Source organism: Micromonospora sp. 15K316, from assembly GCF_004348525.1.
GTDB lineage: Bacteria > Actinomycetota > Actinomycetes > Mycobacteriales > Micromonosporaceae > Micromonospora.
The window spans coordinates 63,973-83,037 of sequence record NZ_SMKG01000002.1; the positions used below are offsets into that span (position 1 = coordinate 63,973).

General features: G+C 70.1%; 12 protein-coding genes. 8 read left to right on the forward strand and 4 right to left on the reverse strand.

What is annotated here, in order from left to right; genetic code table 11:
- Positions 1 to 118: 118 nt before the first annotated feature.
- Positions 119 to 1,720: an FAD-dependent monooxygenase gene (locus E1211_RS01115; protein ID WP_165947129.1), complete on the reverse strand. Its 1,602-nt coding sequence runs from the start codon at positions 1,718 to 1,720 to the stop codon at positions 119 to 121.
- 468 nt (positions 1,721 to 2,188) lie between these two features.
- Between E1211_RS01115 and E1211_RS01120 the strand changes: the two genes are divergently transcribed.
- The 6 genes from E1211_RS01120 (at position 2,189) to E1211_RS01145 (ending at position 13,548) form a co-directional block, all read left to right on the forward strand.
- Positions 2,189 to 3,235, forward strand: a complete 1,047-nt coding sequence (locus E1211_RS01120; protein WP_132344413.1) for a methyltransferase — start codon at positions 2,189 to 2,191, stop codon at positions 3,233 to 3,235.
- A gap of 69 nt (positions 3,236 to 3,304) precedes the next feature.
- A complete protein-coding gene (locus E1211_RS01125; protein WP_132344415.1) occupies positions 3,305 to 8,491 on the forward strand; it encodes a type I polyketide synthase in 5,187 nt (1,728 codons plus the stop codon).
- The gene (locus E1211_RS01130) at positions 8,491 to 10,134 is read left to right on the forward strand and encodes a (2,3-dihydroxybenzoyl)adenylate synthase (RefSeq protein ID WP_132344534.1); all 1,644 of its coding nucleotides are present in this window, start codon (positions 8,491 to 8,493) and stop codon (positions 10,132 to 10,134) included. Before E1211_RS01125 ends, E1211_RS01130 begins: the two co-directional genes overlap by 1 nt.
- 596 nt (positions 10,135 to 10,730) lie before the next feature.
- Positions 10,731 to 11,189 carry an enediyne antibiotic chromoprotein gene (locus tag E1211_RS01135; protein ID WP_207915139.1) on the forward strand — a complete coding sequence of 153 codons (459 nt, stop codon included), beginning with the start codon at positions 10,731 to 10,733 and terminating at the stop codon, positions 11,187 to 11,189.
- A 490-nt stretch (positions 11,190 to 11,679) separates the two neighbouring features.
- The gene (locus tag E1211_RS01140) at positions 11,680 to 12,576 is read left to right on the forward strand and encodes an alpha/beta fold hydrolase (protein ID WP_132344417.1); all 897 of its coding nucleotides are present in this window, start codon (positions 11,680 to 11,682) and stop codon (positions 12,574 to 12,576) included.
- 210 nt (positions 12,577 to 12,786) lie between these two features.
- Positions 12,787 to 13,548 (forward strand): hypothetical protein, encoded by a 762-nt coding sequence (locus E1211_RS01145; protein WP_132344419.1) that lies wholly within the window; start codon positions 12,787 to 12,789, stop codon positions 13,546 to 13,548.
- 107 nt (positions 13,549 to 13,655) lie between these two features.
- Here E1211_RS01145 and E1211_RS01150 read toward each other — a convergent pair whose 3' ends face one another.
- Positions 13,656 to 14,057 carry a DUF6069 family protein gene (locus E1211_RS01150; protein ID WP_132344421.1) on the reverse strand — a complete coding sequence of 134 codons (402 nt, stop codon included), beginning with the start codon at positions 14,055 to 14,057 and terminating at the stop codon, positions 13,656 to 13,658.
- Between the two features lie 539 nt (positions 14,058 to 14,596).
- Here E1211_RS01150 and E1211_RS01155 point away from each other — a divergent pair.
- The gene (locus E1211_RS01155) at positions 14,597 to 15,808 is read left to right on the forward strand and encodes a cytochrome P450 (RefSeq protein ID WP_132344423.1); all 1,212 of its coding nucleotides are present in this window, start codon (positions 14,597 to 14,599) and stop codon (positions 15,806 to 15,808) included.
- A 171-nt stretch (positions 15,809 to 15,979) separates the two neighbouring features.
- Here the strand turns inward: E1211_RS01155 and E1211_RS01160 are convergent, their stop codons facing one another.
- Positions 15,980 to 17,116 carry an abortive infection protein gene (locus E1211_RS01160; RefSeq protein ID WP_243709267.1) on the reverse strand — a complete coding sequence of 379 codons (1,137 nt, stop codon included), beginning with the start codon at positions 17,114 to 17,116 and terminating at the stop codon, positions 15,980 to 15,982.
- A gap of 253 nt (positions 17,117 to 17,369) precedes the next feature.
- Here E1211_RS01160 and E1211_RS01165 point away from each other — a divergent pair, with 253 nt between their 5' ends.
- Complete coding sequence (locus E1211_RS01165; protein ID WP_132344425.1) at positions 17,370 to 18,122, forward strand: SDR family NAD(P)-dependent oxidoreductase; 753 nt, start codon at positions 17,370 to 17,372, stop codon at positions 18,120 to 18,122.
- A gap of 155 nt (positions 18,123 to 18,277) precedes the next feature.
- Here E1211_RS01165 and E1211_RS01170 read toward each other — a convergent pair whose 3' ends face one another.
- A complete protein-coding gene (locus tag E1211_RS01170) occupies positions 18,278 to 18,769 on the reverse strand; it encodes a DUF1579 family protein (RefSeq protein ID WP_132344427.1) in 492 nt (163 codons plus the stop codon).
- Positions 18,770 to 19,065: the final 296 nt, after the last annotated feature.

Here is a 19,065-nt window from a genome sequence, read left to right on the forward strand (position 1 = left end):
GGTTTCACCGGCGGGACCCAACCCGGCCGCCACGCGCCAGCCGCGCGTGGCGGCCGTTCGCGTACCCACGCCTTCACAGCACACGCCTACCACCCGGCCGCGCTGTGGCTCACGCCGGTCACCCGGCATCGTCCGGCCGGCCGGGCGGCGCCAGATCCGCCGCCCGACGCGGCCACTGCGCCACTAGGTCCAGGCGGGCCGAGATGAGCGCCAGGTGCAGCCGCGCCGACCAGGCGTCGACGGCTGGATCACGGCACCTGCCGGTCGACCAGTCCATCGGCACGCAGCCGGCCACCACCAGGCCGACCTCCGTCCGTACTCGACCGCCGAACTCGACGAGACGGTCCCACCACCCTGCGGGACCGGGAAGCAGCAGCACACCGTCGATGCCACGGCGGCGCAGCGCAACCACCTCGCGCAGCGCGTCGTCCTCGCCCGCCGGATCCGGCGCCGTCAGGGCCACGAACTGCAGCGCGTGCAGTCCCGGGGCCAGCAACTGCCCCTGCACGCCCGCCACCCAACCGCTGCCGGCCCGCCCGGCGCCGTCCGGCAGCGGTTCAAGCCACGCGCCCGGCACAAGACGTGGTACGACCGCGTCGGAGCCGGGCGGGTCGGACGCTGGTGCGCCGACGCCGACCAGCCGGTGCGGCAAACGCGACCCGCGCGCGGTGAAGGGCTCAGCAACGGCGTGGCGGGCGGGAGCGTCCGGGGCGACGCCTGCGGCCTGCCGGTACGCCGCTTCGGCCTCCGCGACCCGCAGCGGGCAGCGCTGCCGCAAGCTTGGGTAGCTGACCGCCGTCGTGCGGGTGATGAAGTGCATACCGAACTGCGCCGGCGCCAGGTGCATCCGTCGCCCGTACGTCTCCCACCACCGCATGCTCGGCCCAGCCAGGCGTTGCACCCGCGCAACAGCCGGCCGCCGCTCCCGCTCGTAAGCGTCGAACGCGGCGGTGAGGGTGTCGCGCTTGCGCAGCTCGTCCGCCAGGGCCATCGCGTCGGCGAGCGCCATCGTCGTGCCGGACGCCACGGTGAAGTGTGCGGTGTGCGCGGCGTCGCCGATCAGCACCCGGTTGCCTTCCGACCAGCGCCGATTCGTCACAACGTCGAACCGGGACCAACGGCTCCGGTTGCTGACCAGGGTAGCGCCGACGTGGCCGGCGAAGACCTCGTTGAGCAGCGCCAGCTCGGCGTCGCCTATCTCCCCCGGCGTTCCGTCGGCGCGCTGGGGCACGTCGAATCCGGCCCGGCGCCACGTGCCGTTGTCGAGTTCGACCACGACGGTGCTCAGGCCGCCGCCGCAGGAGTACGCGTGGGCGGCCATCGGTCCATGCTCGGTGGGAACGAAGAACATCGTGGCGGCGTCGCCGAGCTCGGCGGCAGTGCCGAGCCAGATGTAGCGGGCGACGCCCGTGGACACGGTAGTGCCGAACGCCGCCGCCCGGGCCGTACGGTGGACCGAGCGCGCGCCGTCCGCGAGGACCACCAGGTCCGCGTCCAGCTCGTCGGCGCGGGCGTCGCATCCGTGGTGGATACGTGCACCGACTGCGCGCGCCTCCTCGGTCAGGACGGCGAGCACGGCACCACGGGAAACGGTCACGACCGGAAAGCCGTCGTAGCGCAGCCGCCCGCCGGGCATCCGCAGTTCGACACCGGACAAGGGCCGGGCGACGCGGCCAATCCGGTCGGCGACGAGGGGGTCGAGGGCGGCCACCTGTCGCATCGTCCGGTCCGACAGCGCGATGCCGAAGCCACTCGCGTCGCCGGGGCCGCTACGCTCATAGACATCGATCTCTGCCCCGTGCCAGGTGCGGCCAAGGAGCCTGGACAGGAAGAGTCCCGCGGGTCCGGCACCGATGATCCCCACCCGTATCGAGCCCATGTTCTCCCGCACCGCCTGTCGCCTGTGATGGATCGATGCCGTCCCGTCTCCACAACGGACGCGGCCCGGCTCGCTTGGAAATCGTGGCAGCCGTTCGACGCTGGCCGCATCTCATGTCGTGCGCAAACTGGCCGGCGCACCGACCACCCTGGCACCGGCTGGGACGCCGGCATTGAGGCAACCACCGGCGCGGCGCACTCACGGAGGTGAGCGGCACCGGCCGCCCCGACCACGATCGGTTCGTCCCCGCAGCCCACCGGGTCGCCGGCGCGTGCGGCCGGACTCCCTGAGCCGGGCAGAAGGAGAACCATGGGCACCGATCGGCACGTGGCGGTGACGGAGGCCGACTACCTCCGTCTGTTGGTGCACGGCACAACCGCCTTCGAACTGCTCCGCACCGCTCTGGAACTCGAGGTGTTCGAACGCCTAGAGCACGCGGGTGGAATGACGGTGCGGCGGCTGTCGGAGACGCTCGGCGTCGAGGAGCAGCCGGCCCGTGTCGTGCTACTCGGGCTCTGCGCGCTGCGGCTGATCGACAAGCGCGGCGACATGTACGTCAACGCCGATATGACCCGACGGAAGCTGCTGCGATCGAGCCCTCGCTTCCTCGGTCCGCTGGTCGACGTGCAGGCGAAGGTAATCAACCAGGCGCTGCCCGATCTGGCCGAGGCTGTACGCCGCAACACCAACGTCGGCCTGCGGCACCTGTCCGGCCCTGGGACCACCCTGTACGAACGACTCACCGCCCAGCCGGAGTTGCAGCACGTCTTCTATGCAAACATGGGCGACGCCTCGCGCAAGGCCCTCGTTCCTCTGCTGGACAGCTACGACTTCAGCGGCATCCGGCACGCGATCGACGTGGGTGGCGGTGACGGCACGAACGCCGTCCACCTCGCCCGGCGCTACCCGCATCTCAGGGTCACCGTCTTCGACCAGGAGAGCGTCACCCGGCTGGCCGCTGACCGCATCGACGATCCGGACCTGCGTCGGCGCGTCCGATTTCACGCCGGGGACATCATGACCGAGCCGCTGCCGGACGGCGCCGACGCCGTGCTCGTCTTCCACATCTTCGAGATCTGGTCCCTTGAGCGGAACACGGAGCTGCTGCGCCGGTGCCGGGCAGCGCTGCCAGACGACGGAGTCTGCTTGATCTACAACTTCGTCTCGAACGACGAGGGCACCGGTTCGATGAGTGCCGGGCTGGTGTCCCCCTACTTCCTCACCCTCGCCTCCGGAGAGGGCATGGCGTACTCGGCCGGGGACATGGAGCGGGCCGCCCTCGACGCCGGCTTCTCCCACGTCGAGCGGTACGAGGGCTTGGGATTTAGTCACGCACTCGTCGTCGGCCGCCGATAGGGCGCCGCCCCCGGCCGCGCACCGACAACCGCGTCCGGTGCGCTCGCGACGTGTCAAGGAGAGCCCCTCATGACCTCATCCGAACCCATCGCCATCGTGGGCATGGCCTGCCGGTTCGCCGGTGGCGTCGACTCGCCCGACAGGTTCTGGGCGCTGCTGCGCGACGGCCGGGACACCGTCGGAGAGATTCCCGACCACCGCTGGAGCTGGTACGCCAGCCAGAGCCTGGAGCACGCGGATGCGGTGGCGGCGGCGACCCGACGAGGTTCCTTCCTGACCGACATCGCCGGCTTCGACGCCGACTTCTTCGAGATCACGCCGCGGGAGGCGGCGCTGATGGACCCGCAGCAGCGCATCGTGCTGGAACTGGCCTGGGAGGCGCTGGAGCACGCCGGGATCCCGCCGAGAGGGCTGGCGGGCAGCGACACCGGGGTGTTCATGGGGGTCGGCACCGACGACTACGGGCGGCGGCTGCTGGAGGACCTGCCTCGCGTCGAGGCGTGGACGGGCATCGGGGGCGCCTACTGCGCCGTCGCGAACCGGGTGTCGTACGTGCTGGACCTGCACGGGCCGAGCATGAGCGTGGACACCGCCTGCTCGTCGTCGCTGGTCGCCATCCACCTGGCCGCCCAGGCATTGCGCGCCAGCGAGTGCGACCTCGCCCTCGCCGGGGGCGTACTGGTGATGGCGGCCCCCGGCCTGACCCTCGTCCTCGACGCGGCAGGAGCCACCGCACCGGACGGCCGCTGCAAGTCCTTCGACGCTGCCGCCGACGGTTACGGCCGCGGCGAGGGCGGCGGCGTAGTGGTGCTCAAGCGCCTCGCCGACGCCCGCCGCGACAACGATCGAATCCTGGCCGTCGTCCGCGGCAGCGCCATACGACAGGACGGGCGCACCAACGGCATCATGGCGCCGAACGGGCAGGCGCAAGCGGAGCTGATGCGCCGGGCATGCCGAGACGCCGGCATCGACCCGCGAACCGTCGACTACGTCGAGGCACACGGCACCGGCACCCCTATCGGCGACCCGCTGGAGGCAGGAGCGCTGGCCTCGGTGTTCGGCGTCCAGCGGCCCGCCGGCCGTCCGCTGCTGATCGGCTCGGTCAAACCGAACATCGGTCATCTGGAGGCCGGCGCGGGCGTGGCCGGCGTGATCAAGACGGTGCTTGCACTAGGGCACGGCGAGCTGCCGCCGAGCCTGCACGTCTCCCGCCCCAACCCCGCCATCGACTGGGAGACCGCCGGGCTGCGCGTGGTGACCGACGTGACCCCGTGGCCCCAGGGGGACGCGCCGCGGCGGGCAGCCGTGTCCGGCTACGGGTACGGCGGCACCATCGCGCACCTAATCATCGACGGCCCCGAGCCGCCGCCGGACCAGATCCAAGGACCCGAACCCACCGGCCCGCGCCTCTACCCACTGTCGGGGGCGACCCCCACCGCCCTTCGGCAGTACGCAGACCGCCTCGCCGACCGCCTCGCCGCCGACGCGGGGCCGGACAGCATTGACGTGGGCCACACCCTCGCCCGCCGGCGCAGCCACCTGCCCCACCGCTGCGCCGTCGTCGCAAACGGACGAGCCGACCTGGTCGACCGGCTGCGCGCATACGCGGCCACCGGGCGCGGTGCCGTTTCCGGCGTGGCCCCGTCCGGCGGCGACCGGGGCATCGCCTGGGTCTTCTCCGGACACGGCTCGCACTGGACAGGCATGGGACGGGACCTGATCGCCGACACCCCGGCCTTCGCCGCAGTGTTCGACCAGCTCGACCCCGTCTTCCGCGTAGAACTCGGACTGTCGCCGCGCGCGGTGCTGTTCGACGACCAGCCACAACCGGTGGACCTAGTCCAACCGATGATCTTCGCGGTCCAGGTGGCGCTCGCGGCGACCTGGCGGTCACTCGGGTTGCGCCCCGCCGCCGTCATCGGCCACTCCGTCGGCGAGATCGCCGCAGCGGTGACCGCCGGGATACTCACCCTGGAACAAGGCGCACGGCTCGTCTGCCGACGCTCCCTGCTGCTGCGCCAGGTCGCTGGCGCGGGCGCGATGGCCATGGTCGGCCTCGACCCAGACGAGACAGCGCGGCGGCTGGCCGGGCGGGGCGACGTGGTGGTGGCCATCAACGCCTCACCCAGCTCGTGCGTGCTCTCCGGCGACGCCACCGCGGTCACCGAGCTCACCGCCCAGTGGCGCGAAGAGGGCGTGCAGGTGCGGACCGTCAACTCCGACGTCGCGTTCCACAGCCCGCACATGGACCCACTGCTGGACGCGTTACGGGCCGCTGTAGCCGACCTCCCCCCCACCGACGCGCGACTGCCGGTCTACTCGACGGCGCTCGCCGATCCCCGCTCGACCGCACCCCGCGACGGGGCCTACTGGGCGACGAACCTGCGCGGTACAGTCCGCTTCACGGAGGCGATCACGGCCGCCGCCGAGGACGGCCACCAACTTTTCCTGGAGGTCTCCGCCCACCCGGTGGTCGCCCACTCAATCAGCGCGACCCTGGACAGCCTGCCGGTCGGCGACACTCTGGTGGCGTACTCGCTGCGTCGCGACCAACCCGGACCCGAGGTCCTGCTGGCCAACCTCGGTGAGCTGCACTGCCACGGCGCGGCGATGAACTGGCCAGCCCTGTGGCCCGACGGCAACCTCGTAGAACTGCCCACCGTGGCCTGGCAGCGCCGACGGCACTGGGCGGCGGAGCCGCCCGCCCCGGCCACGGTGACGCAACGACACGACCGAGCTGCCCACACCCTGCTCGGCGGCCGCAACGTCGTACACGGGACCACGCCCGCAGACGTCTGGTCCACCCGCCTCGACCGCGCCTCGCGACCCTACCCCGGCGAGCACCCTGTCCGGGGCGTAGAGATCATCCCCGCCGCGGTGCTGCTGAACACCTTCCTCGCCGCCGCGTCCACCGGGCGGGGCTGGGTCGACCTGACGGACATAGCCCTGCGGGTGCCGGTCAGCGTGACCCGCCCACGGGAGATCCAGGTGGTCCGGCAGGGCGAGACGCTGAGCCTCAATTCCCGCATCCTCGGCACCGCCGGTAGCGACGAAGAGGGTTGGCTGACACACACCGCCGCCACCACCGACACTCACACGGGCCTGCCCGCCCGCGCAGACGTGTCGACCGAGATGACGGAACCGCTGGACGAAAGCTTCGTAGTCGACCGGCTGGACAGGCTCGGCGTCGCCGCGATGGGCTTCCCGTGGACCGTCCGTCACCTCGGCCGCACCGCCGACGGCCTCGTGGCGGACGTCGACACCCAGGACGCCGAGACGACCGCACGCGGCTGGGCGCCCGTGCTCGACGCCGCGCTATCGATCGCGTCCGTGGTCTTCCCCGGCCGGCCGGTCCTACGCATGCCAGCGCGCATCGAACGGGTCACGCTTTCACCGGCGGCGGTGAGTCGAGCCCGGATCGCCGTCCGCCGTCGCGGCGACGATGTCGTCGACTTGGAGATCCTCAACTCCTACGGCGAGGTGGTCGGTCGGCTCACAGGCCTGCGGTACGGCCTGCTCGACCTCAACGTCGAGCACCTCGGCGACGCGGCCGGCCTCGTGCACGTCATCACCTGGCGACCCGCGCCACAACTGGCCCGTCACCCACCGGACGCGGTGATACTGGTCGGCCCGGTCACCGCGCTGAGCAACGGGCTGGCCGCGCGCCTGGACCGCATCGGGGTGCCCTGCCGACGCGTACCCGACCCAGACCGCCTCACCGACGGCGAGCTAACCGACACCCACACGATCGTGGTGGTGCCCGCCGACGCGCACTCGGGCGACCTGGCCGCGGAGGTCGCCGCGAACGCATGGCTGGTAGCCCGGACCGCGCGACGGCTCGCGGCGGTCCGGTCGGCGAGGCCGCCGCGGCTGTGGTGCGTGACCCGGGGCGTCCTCGTCTGCGCGGACCACGAGTCCCTGGGGCACGCGGCCCTGTGGGGGCTGGGCCGGATCGTCGGCGGCGAGTGCCCCGACATCTGGGGCGGCGTCGTCGACATCGGCGCCGCCCCGGACGACCTGTCCACACTCGTCGCGCTCGTCGGGACGAGCCACGGCGAAGACGTGGTCGCAGTACGGGACGGGGAGGTGTTGGTGCCGCGCCTGCGGATCGCCACCGCCGACGGGACCGACGCGCCGTCGCAGCTCTGCCGGCCCGACGGCACGTACTTGATCACCGGTGGGCTGGGCGCGCTCGGCCTGGAGGCGGCGTCCTGGCTTGCGTCGCGCGGTGCCCGCCGGATCGTCCTGGCCGGTCGCCGCGGCCTGCCCGACCGCAACGCGTGGGACCGGGTCACCGATCCAGGGCAGCGGGCCGCCGTCGAGGCGGTCCGGGCGCTGGAGCGGACGGGAGTGACCGTCGTCGTGGTGGCGGTCGACGTCGCCGATCCGAATCAGGCCGCGCGGCTGCTGCGGCCCGCCGCCCTCGGGCTGCCGCCGGTACGCGGGATCGTGCACGCCGCCGGGGTGCTGGACGACCGGACGGTCGATGCGCTCGACGAAGACTCGCTGCGACGCGTGCTGCGGCCCAAGGTGGCGGGCGCGCTGACGCTACACACGCTGTTTCCGCCGGGCAGCACCGACTTCTTCGTCCTCTTCTCCTCCGCCGGCCAACTGCTCGGCCTGCCCGGGCAGGCCAGCTACGCGGCGGGCAACGCATTCCTCGACGGCCTTGCCCGGCACCGTCGCGCGGCCGGTGACGCCGGGGCCAGGAGCATCCTGTGGACGTCCTGGCGCGGGCTCGGGATGTCCACCTCCACCTCGGTCATCGACGCCGAGCTGACCGCCCGAGGCACCGCCGACGTCAGCGCCGCCGAGGCACTCGCTTCCTGGGAACAGGTGCAGCGACACGACCTGGGCGAGGCGGTGGTGCTGCGAGTGCTGCCGGAGTCGTCGGGCGGCCGTCGCCCGCCGCTGCTCAGCGATTTGACCACCGACACCCACACGGACCGCGCCCCCGAAGCCTCAGCCCCTTCCTGGGCGGGTCTGGACGGGGCAGCGCTGCACGCGCACCTGCGTCAACGGATCAGCGAGCAGGTCGCCGACGAGACGCGGTTGCCAACCACCGACATTGATCCGCACCGTCCGCTGTCGGAGATGGGCCTGGACTCGGTGATGACAACGCGCATCCGGGCGGCCCTGGAGCAGGAGTTCCAGCTCGCGCTGCCGGCGACGTTGCTGTGGGACCAACCGACGGTCAGCTCGATCGCCGAGTACATCGCCACCCGGCTGAACACCGGCACGGATGGGGCCGAATGATGATCGACGACGGACTCGTGCCCTGGCCGGAGGACCTGACGTACGCCTATCGCACGGCGGAGTGCTGGCGTGGCCGTCCGCTGGGGGCATACCTGTGGGAGTGGGCGGACCGGTGGGGTCGGCACGTCGCGGTGGTCGACGGCGACCGGCGACTGACCTACCGGGAGCTGGCCGAGCTGGCCGACGGCCTGGCCGAACGCCTGCGAGAGCACGGGCTGCGACGTGGCGACAGCGTTATGGTGCAGCTGCCGAACTGCTGGGAGTTCGTGGTCGTCATGTTCGCCTGCTTCCGTCTGGGCGTGGTGCCGGTGCTGATGCTGCCGCAGCACCGCGAGCACGAGCTGTCCGCGATCGCCACGCACGTGGGCATCCGGGGGTTGGTCGTACCGGACACGTGGCGCGGCTACGACCACCAGGCGCTGGCGCACCGAGTGGCGGACGGCCTACCGGGGCGGACGGAGGTCTTCGTGGTCGGCGCCGCGTCACAGGCCCCCAGCGTGGACGTGCGGCGCCTCATCCACACTGAGGGCGACGTCGAGGCGCGACGTCAACGCCTGGACAGTATCGCCCCGTCCGGGGCCGACGTAGCGCTATTCCTACTCTCCGGCGGCACCACCGCCGTGCCGAAGGTCATCGCCCGTACCCACGACGACTACGAATACAACATTCGGCGGTGCGCCGACGTCTGCCGGTTCGGCCGGGACACGGTGTACCTCGCGGTGCTGCCCGTCGGGCATAACTTCCCACTCGCGAACCCCGGAGTGCTGGGGACGTTGTACAGCGGCGGCCGGGTCGTGCTGCTTCCCTCACCTCGCCCGGACCTGGCGCTCGCCGCCATCGAGGCGGAGCGGGTAACGGCCACCTCCGTGGTACCGGCGGCGGCGATCAGGTGGATGGCAGCAGCCGCCGACTGCGACCGGGACCTGTCGACCCTCCGGCACATCCACGTCGGAGGCTCCATGCTCTCCCCGCAACTCGCCACGGCCATCGGTGCCGCCCTCGGCTGCGACCTGCAACAGGTCTACGGAATGGCCGAGGGCTTGGTCTGCTACACACCGGTCGACGCACCCCCGGACGTCAGGCGCGGTACGCAAGGGCGACCCATCAGCCCCTTCGACGAGTTGATCGTGGTCGAGCCCGGGACAGAACGGCCGGTGGCGGCTGGGGCCGTCGGCGAGTTGCTCACCCGAGGTCCGTACACACCGCGCGGCTACTACCGCGCCCCTGAGCAGAATGCCGTCTCCTACACCGCCGCGGGCTGGTACCGCACCGGTGACCTCGTCCGTATCACGCCAGCAGGGGACGTGGTGGTCTGCGGACGAATCAAGGACGTGATCAACCGGGCGGGTGAGAAGATCTCCGCCGGCGAGGTCGAGACACTCGCGCAGGAACTTCCGGAGATCGCTGAGGCGGCGGCGGTTCCCGTGCCCGACCCCGTGGTCGGGGAACGGGTCTGCCTCGTTGTCCGGCTGCAACCCCGCCGGAGGCTGACCCTGGACCGGCTGGCCGCGGCGCTGACAGCGCGAGGCCTCGCGGCGTTCAAGGTGCCGGAGCGTCTCGTCGTACTGGACGCCCTGCCGCACACTCCGGTCGGCAAGCCGGATAAGAAGGCGCTGCGGCTGATGCTGAGCAGGGAGGCTTGACTTCCTCCACCGCCATGAACGGCGGGGATCCCCTCCACGCTGCTCGCGGAACACGTAACGCCTGGGTGGGTTCATGCATCACCGCGATCCACCCAGGTTGCTCCGGCCTTACGTCCACTCCACACGCGGTCATCGTCTTCACAAGCCCTATGGCGACGGTGGTGCGTTGCGCCCCGGCTTGGTTATCGCCGGAGCCGACGGGACGTTGCACGGTCAGAGGCACGCTCAGGCCCGGCGGTCCTCCCGCGCGGGCCTTCACCCCCACCCTGATGGGCGTGAGCACTGGACCGCATCTCGGCAGCCGCACGCACCGCCGGCCGTCGGCCCAGGTCACCTCGCAGCGGCCGCCGGGCGGGCGACCGGCAGCCGCTGCCACCGGTCGGGAGATCGCTTGAGATTTTTCCCGGACACCGCTCATTAGCGGTCCGCCCAGTCGTCATAACTGTTAGAGCGCTCTTGATGCGACTCGATGGGCTTCAATACACCATGACACGGGTGCGCCTTGCGGTCCCATCGCGTCGCGTCACATCGCTCCCACGGGAGCGAAACGACCGGTCCTACCAGTAATGTGTCTCGCCAGGGAAATGGAGTACGACGTGTCCGTCAGAAACTGGAAGATCACCATGCCCGCTATCGGCATCGCTGCCGTGGCGACCCTCGGCCTCACCGCCGCCGCCTCGGCACCGGCCGCCGCCGGTCCGGAGATGGGCCTCGGTGCCGCTCCCTCGGTCACCGTCACCCCGTCAGCCGACCTGGTCGACGGACAGGTAGTGACCGTGCGGGCCAGCGGCCTCCGGCCGAGCACCGTCTACCACATCGGCGAGTGCGCCATCGTCGGCGCTGACCTCCCCTGCAACGGCGCCGAGACCGTCCACGTCGAGGCGACCGCCAGCGGCACGCTGTCCACCAACCTGACCGTGCGGCTCGTTTACCAGGGGACGCTCGGCCCTGATGGGACGCCGTGGGGCACTGTCGACTGCGGCAAGGTGCCGTGCGGCATCGGCATGTTCAACGACCTCGGTGAAGGTGCCGGCACCGACATCTTCTTCAAGTAGGTCCGCGCCAAACGCTGTTCCGGGTCGCATCTGCGCGGCCCGGAACAGCTGTTTATGAACGATTGACGAGGCGGACGGAAAAAGTAAGAGGCGTCGCCATAATTCGACCGACGCCAAGTAGCAAACGGAGACGAAAGCCGGTCGAGCCGACCTGGGCGCAGATCCTGCACCCATTCCCTTTCACCACCAGCGACCGGCCACCTCCTCGACCCGAACCACGCTAATTGCCGTACGCATATCTCTCGCTGCGCATCCACAGAGATGCTCGCCTGCACTCCTGGTTCTACGGTCGATTGACGGCTCGTCAACCTCGCACCGGTGCAGCCCGCCTGGGGCCGCGCCCGACCGCAGATCACCCGGCGGCGCCCTCATCACCTCCTGTGACCACGATCAGTCGATCTCTCGCCTCTGCCGTCCGACGGGATCACGGGGCATCGCGCCACGGGATGGGCTGGACCGGTCCGTCCATCGCCCGATCCAGGAGGTTCAGATGCGCCCACCACGACACGGCACCCTCGACGTACCAGGTGCCCGGCTGTACTACGAGGTCCGCGGATATGGGCCGCCGATGCTGTGCATCCCCACCGGCAACGGCGACGCCACTCCGCTCGGCCCCCTGGCGGACAGCCTGGCCAAGCACTACACGGTGATCACCTACGACCGTCGTGGTTTCTCCCGAAGTCCGGTCTTCGAGCCGACGGAAGACCACCGGCGGGTCGACGTCGACGCCCATGATGCGCGCCTGCTGGTCGACCACCTCTGCGACAAGCCGGCGGAGGTGTTCGGCACCTGCTCGGGTGGCATCGTGGCGCTTGCCCTCTTGCAGGCCCACCCGCACCGCCTGCATACCGTGGTCGTCCACGAACCGCCCCTGGCGTCGATCCTGCCCGACGCCGAGCAATGGTTGGCGTTCTACGACAACCTGTACCTGACCTACCGGGAGCGCGGCATCGACGCCGCCCGGGAAGTGTTCCGCGATCACGTGGGCCTGGAGGGCGAGACCCGGCCACCGAAGGACGTTCAGCTCCCGCCAGACCAGCTCGAGCAGCTGCTGGCCCGCCTCCGCCGCAACCAGGTCTTCTGGTACGAGCACGAGACCCGCAGCTTTCCCGCGTACCGCCCGGACCTCACCACGCTACGGCGGCACTCCGACCAGTTGGTACTGGCCGGTGGCACCACCTCTAGGGAGCAGTACGCGTACCGCCCCAACATGGAACTGGCTCGGCTGCTCGGCCTGACGATGGTCGACCTCCCGGGTGGACACGTCGGGCATGTCACCCACCCGTACGAGTTCGCCGATCGGCTCGTCGACACCCTGCGCGGAAAACAACGCACAACTCAGCCGTCGCGCAATGATCTGCACTGCCCCCACCCCGGATATAAATAGCGTGTTAATTGTTCCGTACGGAAGATAACCGCCCCGACATGCACTTAATCCCACCGGGCACCTGTTCAGCAATACGAGAGGCGGCATCACCCCGACCGTCCGACATACTGATTCCACGAGGCGACCAGGAACGGGAGGGCGACCAGACGCCTCAGTGATCGTGGAGGATTTCCGCAATCACCGAAACATTATTTCGACATGGAGAAAAACATGCGCAACAAGCGAACCGTCGTCACCCTCGCCGCGGTGGCGCTGGCCGCCCTGACCACGCTGTTCCTCGCGGGGAACGGGGCGGCCTCCGCCGAGGACCACAACACCGCAGCGCCCGGCCCGATGCACTTCACCACCGAGGAGCTCCGGCAGCTGCTGGACCCGACCGACGCGCAGCGGAAGACCGCCTCGGCGGTCGAACCCGTCATCACCATCGAGGAGGCGCTCAAGACCGGCCAGTTCGAGTCCGGCCCCGGCCTCACCTCCGAGCCCAAGGGCTGCCTGAACATGACGGACGCCCTGGGCGACCTGCGCTCGATCGAGGGCTTCATGCAGTCCGGTGAGCGGTCGATGGAGATGGCTCCGGACAGCCTCCAGCGGTACTTCATGACCGCGGTGTTCCAGATCCCTGGTGGTGCGGACGCCGCGATCGACAAGGTGACCGAGGTGCTGCGCACCTGCAGCGCGGGCACCGTTCTGGTCGACACCGGCAGCGGTGAGCCGCTGCGGGGCAGCATCTCCTACGCCGAGCACCCGGCGCCGTCGCTGGACGGCGCCCGTACTTTCGCATCGACCCTCACGACCATCCTGCCCGTGCCCGACGCGTCCCGGACGACCGACGCGCCGATCGTCGCGGAGTGCGACGCTCAGCTGACCCTGACCGCCAACGGTGACCTGCTCATCTGGTCCGTCGAACCGACGGAGCGGCTGGCGACCGAATCGGTCAGCACCGTCTACGCCCGAGCCGTAGCCCTGAGCTGATCCGCCATCGCCCTCCCAGGTCGTGCCTGCGCCAGCCGGCGCAGGCACGACCGTCTCGCGTGCATCGCCACGACCCCCGGAACGGTTCGCCCCGGGAGTCGTGCAGTTCAGCGTCGGGCGCTGCGGATCATCGCCGCGATCAGCACACCGCCAACAGCGAGGTGCATCAACGCGAGGGCAACCATCGCGCCACCCGTCTCCGCCATGGTCGGTCCGGCGAGGGAGAGCAGCAAGAAGACCACCGCCACGATGACCCAGATGCGCAGGCCATGGCGGGAGACTCGCTCCAGGAGCGCGAGGAGCGCCCAACCGAGCAGGGAGATGATCAGCGCCGCGGCGACCACCATCCCAAGGTTGATCCTCGTGGGGGCCTGCCCCTCGGCCATCGTGGCGTCCAGGTCCACACCGGCGAGAGGCACCGCCACCACCCAGATGAGGACGGCCGCCAGCGCCGCAAGCAGGACACCGAGGGCGCGCTGCCGCCACCTCGGGCCACGGTTTTCGTTCAAATTAGCGACGGTTGGTGAGACCGCAGAATCCATGACACATCCTTAGCTCGCATGAGCGGTTTCGCGACACGGGTGCGGGGCACGCAAAAACGCCCTGCATCGAATGCTACAGCGCGTTCGGTAACAGGGGGAGACCCTAACGAGTCCCTTTCGGACAGCCATTGCCGTCAACCGGTCAGACGGTAATCAGCTCCGCTCGAATTTCGCGCGACGCGACTCGCCCGGGCCCGCCCACCGGTCCTTCCGCATGCGTTGCGCGCCGCAGTCGCGATGCCGCACGTGACGAGAAGACACCCAGGGGTCACACGGGCAGGCTGATGTGCGTCAGCGCACCTGACACCAGGTGGTGCGCCGGCATCGAACGAACGGGCGGCGCCCCCGGAGGCCCGGGTCGGACCTCGGTCGGCGGGCATGGCTGCCGTGCGGTTCGGCGACAACGCTCTGCGCCGCCGTGGCGCCAGCGGACCCGACGGGTCACGGCCGCGGACCCGACGCGCGGGGGCAGCCGCACCCCAGAGTTGCGAGCATGAGGAGAACGCATGTCGACCCCAGCAGCGGCACCCGACGAAAGTCGGTCCTTCCCGATCGGGCGGCAGTGCCCCTACCGGCCGTCCACCGGCTACGACGCCTTCCGCGCCGAGGGCCCGCTCTCCCGGGTACGGCTCTACGACGGACGCGAGGTGTGGATGGTCACCGGGTACGCCGAGGCGAGGGCACTGCTCGCCGACCGCCGCGTGTCGATCAACCCCCGCCTTGACGGCTTCCCCGCGCTCAGCGCGGAGATGGCGGAGCTGGAGAGCACCGGCTACACCGACGTGCTCATCGGCGTCGACCCACCGCTGCACACCCGGCAACGCGCGATGCTGATCCCCAGCTTCTCGGTACGCCGGATGAACGCGCTGCGGCCGGCCATCCAAGACATCATCGACCAGCGCGTGGACGCGATGCTCGCCGCCGGACCGCCGGCGGAACTCGTCGCCGACTTCGCGCTGCCAGTGCCGTCGATGGCAGTCTGTGTGCTGCTCGGTGTCCCATACGAGGACCGCGCGGCATTCGAGGGTCCGGCCCGGGGCCTCTTCGACCCCGACCCGGACCGAGCCAGCGAGGCGATGACGTCGCTGACCGAGTACTTCGGACAGCTCGTCAGGGCCAAGGAGCGCAGCCCGGGCACGGGGCTGCTCGACGACCTCATCGCCGAGCAGGTACGCAAGGGGACACTGTCCCGCGACGAATTGGTCCTGTACGCGATGCTCATGCTGATCGCCGGACAGGACACCACCGCCAACGTCATCTCGTTGGGGACCCTGGCGCTGTTGGAGCACCCAGACCAGTTCGCCAAACTGTGCGCCGACCCGGACCTCGCCACCGGCGCGGTGGAGGAGATCATGCGCTACGTCTCACTCATCGAGGCGATTTCCCGGGTGGCGTTGGAGGACATCGACATCTCGGGCTACCACATCAAGGCGGGTGAGGGTGTGTTGATCGGCGCCGCCGCCGCCAACTTCTCGCCGGCGCTGGTGCCGACACCGGACGAGCTCGACGTGACCCGGTCGCCGCGGCACCATCTCGGCTTCGGCTTCGGCGTCCATCAGTGCATCGGGCAGAACCTCGCCCGAATCGAGCTGGAGCTGGCCTTCCGCACACTGCCCCAGCGGATGCCCAACCTGCGGCTCGCCGTGCCGGCAGATGAGATCCGCACCAGCGTCACCGGTCCAATGGAGCGGCTGACGACCCTTCCAGTGACCTGGTAAACCACGTCGGCCGGTCAGATCGCAACTGACACGACGCCGGTTCCGTGACAGCACCCTGTCACGGAACCGGCGTCGCGTTGTGGCCCGGATCCGTCCGACGGTCACCGTCGGGCCGAGCGGTATGGCGGCGACCCGCCGCCCGCTTCGGCGCAGCGGGCAGCGGGTCCGAGGTCACCGACGAGGGCCGCCGTCCGACTCGTCCACGCGAAGCCGCGCGTACCGCGCGGCGAGGGCGTGAAAGGACTGCTTGGGCTCCCATCGGTAGGCGGACGCCGGATCGCGGTGGTCCTCACGGATGGTCTTGACCAGCGCCATGCTCGCCACGTCGAGGTCCAAGCGCGGATCCGTGGAGTGCGGGTGGGTCGGATGAATGAACTCGCTCACCGACACACCCTGCACCCCGGCCCGGGCAAACACGTCCAGCGACCGCTGGTGGAAGGCGGCCTGGGCGGACTCGTCGCGAAGCACCCCCTCATGGACGGTCGGCTCCGGTCCCTGACGGTCGACGACGTCGAAGGAGAGAAAGGCCATCTCGGCGGCGCGCGGGTGTGTCGCCGTCCCGAACTCCGCGATCATCACCGGTTTGCCCCATCGGTGGTACCGCGCGATCTCGGTGATCTGGTCCTCATCCCGAGGCGGGTAGCCGAGCGTGTAGTAGTGCATGAGCCGAACCGTGTCGAACAGCCGCCAGTCGACATCCTCGAACGGGGCGGCGGCGTAGCTCACCTCGCCACCGAAGATCGACCGCACGGCCCGCACCGACTGGTCGAGGAACTGGTTGAGGCGTTCGTTGGCACCGACCAGGTCGACCGTGCCGGTCGACGTCAGGACATGATGCTCGGCGTCGGCGAAGATGTTCGCCATACGCTGGTGGTAGCGTTCGCCGGCGACCAGGCCCGGCGTGAAGACCAGGTGGACGCAGCCGGCGGAGAAGCTGACATCGGCCCCGTCGCGCCTCATCCCCTCGGCGAACCGCGCCGCCTCGGCCAGGTGGTCGACGATCTCGGATTGCGGCCGGTCCACGAGGCGGGGCTGCAGCCACACGTGCAGCCCGGCATCTACCGCCGCCCGCGTAGCATCCTCCAGCCGCCGCAGGTCGCTGCCGTAGACGGTGACCGAATTGCAGTGCAACTGCCGGCGGATCGCCCCGATCTCCTCGGCCATGCGATCGTCGCTCCAGACCACCCGCGACAACTCCCCCTGGCCGGTGGCAAAGTTGGTGCCCGTGTCGTAGGCGACACCTACCGAGCGCAGGACTCTGTGCTGGGTGGTGTCGTGCGAGGTGGCGGGCTGCGAACTGCCTGTCATTGCGATCCCCCTGGTGAGCTGATTGCGGGTGAGCCCTTGGGCAGGTCACGTCGGATTCGCACACCCGGGCGCGGTGCCCGCCCACAGTGGGACTCCAGGACGGATCCCACGTCGCCAACCGACCTGCCCGCGCTCGACCCTCGCAATCGGCGTACCACCGGCGCATCTCCAGGCGTGCGGCCCCGCGGCGTCGTGGGCCGGGGACCGCACATAGGAAGGTGTCCGGCGCTGCCGTCCCTGACACGCTGGGCACATGGCGGAATTCGACGGCAAGACGGTCCTGATCACTGGGGGTGGCAGCGGCATCGGCCTGGCCACCGCGCGCAGGCTGTTGGACGTCGGCGCCCGAGTGGTCATTGCAGGCCGCAGCGAGACCCGGCTGCACCGGGCGCTCGAGGCGCTCGACGCGCCCGACCGCGTCGCCGCCGTACCGGTCGACGTGTCGGTGCGCGCGGACATCGACCGGTTGATGACCGTGGTGGAACATCGCGTCGGCCGTCTGCACGGGGTATTCGCCAATGCCGGCATCGCGCGGTTCAACCCATGCGCGGCGGTAACCGATGAGGAGTACGCCGACCTCCTCGACACCAACCTCCGGGGGGTCTTCTACACGATCCAGAAGGCGCTGCCACTGCTAGTCGACGGCGCGGCGGTGGTGGTGAACGGGAGCTGGCTGGTGCACCGCGGCCTGGCGACGACTCCCCTGTACGCGGCCGGCAAGGCGGCCGTCGTGAACCTCGCCCGTTCCCTCGCCGCCGATCTCGGCGCCCGCAGTACCCGGATCAACGCAGTGAGCCCCGGCTACATCGTGACGGATATGTTCCTCGGCATCGCCGACAACGAGGAGGCCCAGGAGGCAGCGCGCTGCCAGGTCCCTCTGGGACGGTTAGGCCGCCCGGAGGACGTGGCGGAGGCGGTGATCTTCCTGCTCTCGGACCGATCGTCCTACATCACCGGTCAGGAGCTGCTCGTCGACGGTGGCCTGATCACATCAGTGCCGAAGTGATGCCTGGTGACGGGTCCTACGGGATCCAGGTCACCCGCGCCGGCCGGGTCGGCGTATCCCAGGCGTGGTGGGCCCGGTACCCCACGCAGGGCGGGCACCACGCGATCCCCTCGGGGTGTGGTCGATCGCGTGGTGCCCGCCTCGCCGCCTTACGGTCAGGAGACCTTGGTCAGCGTGGCGTGCATGAACGGCACCCAGTTGCCGTCCGGCGCCGGGAAGTCGCAGTCGTAGCTGACGGACCCGTCGTTGTTGAGCTTGCGGACGTACTTCGCCGGGCCAACCAGGACGAGCTTGTCGTCCTCGAAGTCGCCGGTGTAGCGGCTCTGCTCCTCGTTGAAGGGCCCGAAGCTGCTGAAGTAGTGCGAGCGGAACTTCTGGGTCTCGGGATCGAAGTCAAAAAACTCGTAGCCGACGTCCGGCATCTTGCCGGCCGGACCCATGTCAATCGCGCAGTTCCAGCGGTGAACCAGGAAGAAGCCCCCTTCGAGCCACTCAAAGGTCTCCGTGCCCGAGAGCGCAGCCGCGGGGCCCATCGGACCGGCCTCCGTCTTGCCGCCGAGCTTCCAAGTTCCGACGAGGAAGTCGAGGCGGCGCAGCTCCGGAGACGGCTGCGGCGGCGGGGGCATCTGCTGGGTGTTGTCGGACATCTTTGCTCCTTCTAGCTGTTCCGGTTGCCGGAAGTCAGTGCCTGTGGCGCGTCGAACCGAGGTTCGGTGGCTGTCCATACGCGCCGGACCACGAAGGCGCCGCCCGCAGTCGTCGGCGGAGCCGCCAACGGCAGGTGCGATGGATCCATCGCCCGGCGCGACAGCCACGTCTCTTATGACGCGGCCGCTGCGGGCAACTCATCGGCCTCACCGCCGAGCCGCTCGGAGCTACGCCAACCATGACCTTACGGTTGATGGTCGATCATCCGGATGGACTATGGCAGGCCGGCCGTCGG

What these genes read in the sequence shown, in the direction of transcription:
- E1211_RS01115 (WP_165947129.1), bottom strand. Translation starts at nt 1,720, where the DNA reads ATGCGACAGGTGGCCGCCCTCGACCCCCTCGTCGCCGACCGGATTGGC.
- E1211_RS01125 (WP_132344415.1), top strand. Translation starts at nt 3,305, where the DNA reads ATGACCTCATCCGAACCCATCGCCATCGTGGGCATGGCCTGCCGGTTC.
- E1211_RS01130 (WP_132344534.1), top strand. Translation starts at nt 8,491, where the DNA reads ATGATCGACGACGGACTCGTGCCCTGGCCGGAGGACCTGACGTACGCC.
- E1211_RS01155 (WP_132344423.1), top strand. Translation starts at nt 14,597, where the DNA reads ATGTCGACCCCAGCAGCGGCACCCGACGAAAGTCGGTCCTTCCCGATC.
- E1211_RS01165 (WP_132344425.1), top strand. Translation starts at nt 17,370, where the DNA reads ATGGCGGAATTCGACGGCAAGACGGTCCTGATCACTGGGGGTGGCAGC.
- E1211_RS01170 (WP_132344427.1), bottom strand. Translation starts at nt 18,769, where the DNA reads ATGTCCGACAACACCCAGCAGATGCCCCCGCCGCCGCAGCCGTCTCCG.
- E1211_RS01160 (WP_243709267.1), bottom strand. Translation starts at nt 17,116, where the DNA reads ATGACAGGCAGTTCGCAGCCCGCCACCTCGCACGACACCACCCAGCAC.
- E1211_RS01120 (WP_132344413.1), top strand. Translation starts at nt 2,189, where the DNA reads ATGGGCACCGATCGGCACGTGGCGGTGACGGAGGCCGACTACCTCCGT.
- E1211_RS01140 (WP_132344417.1), top strand. Translation starts at nt 11,680, where the DNA reads ATGCGCCCACCACGACACGGCACCCTCGACGTACCAGGTGCCCGGCTG.
- E1211_RS01145 (WP_132344419.1), top strand. Translation starts at nt 12,787, where the DNA reads ATGCGCAACAAGCGAACCGTCGTCACCCTCGCCGCGGTGGCGCTGGCC.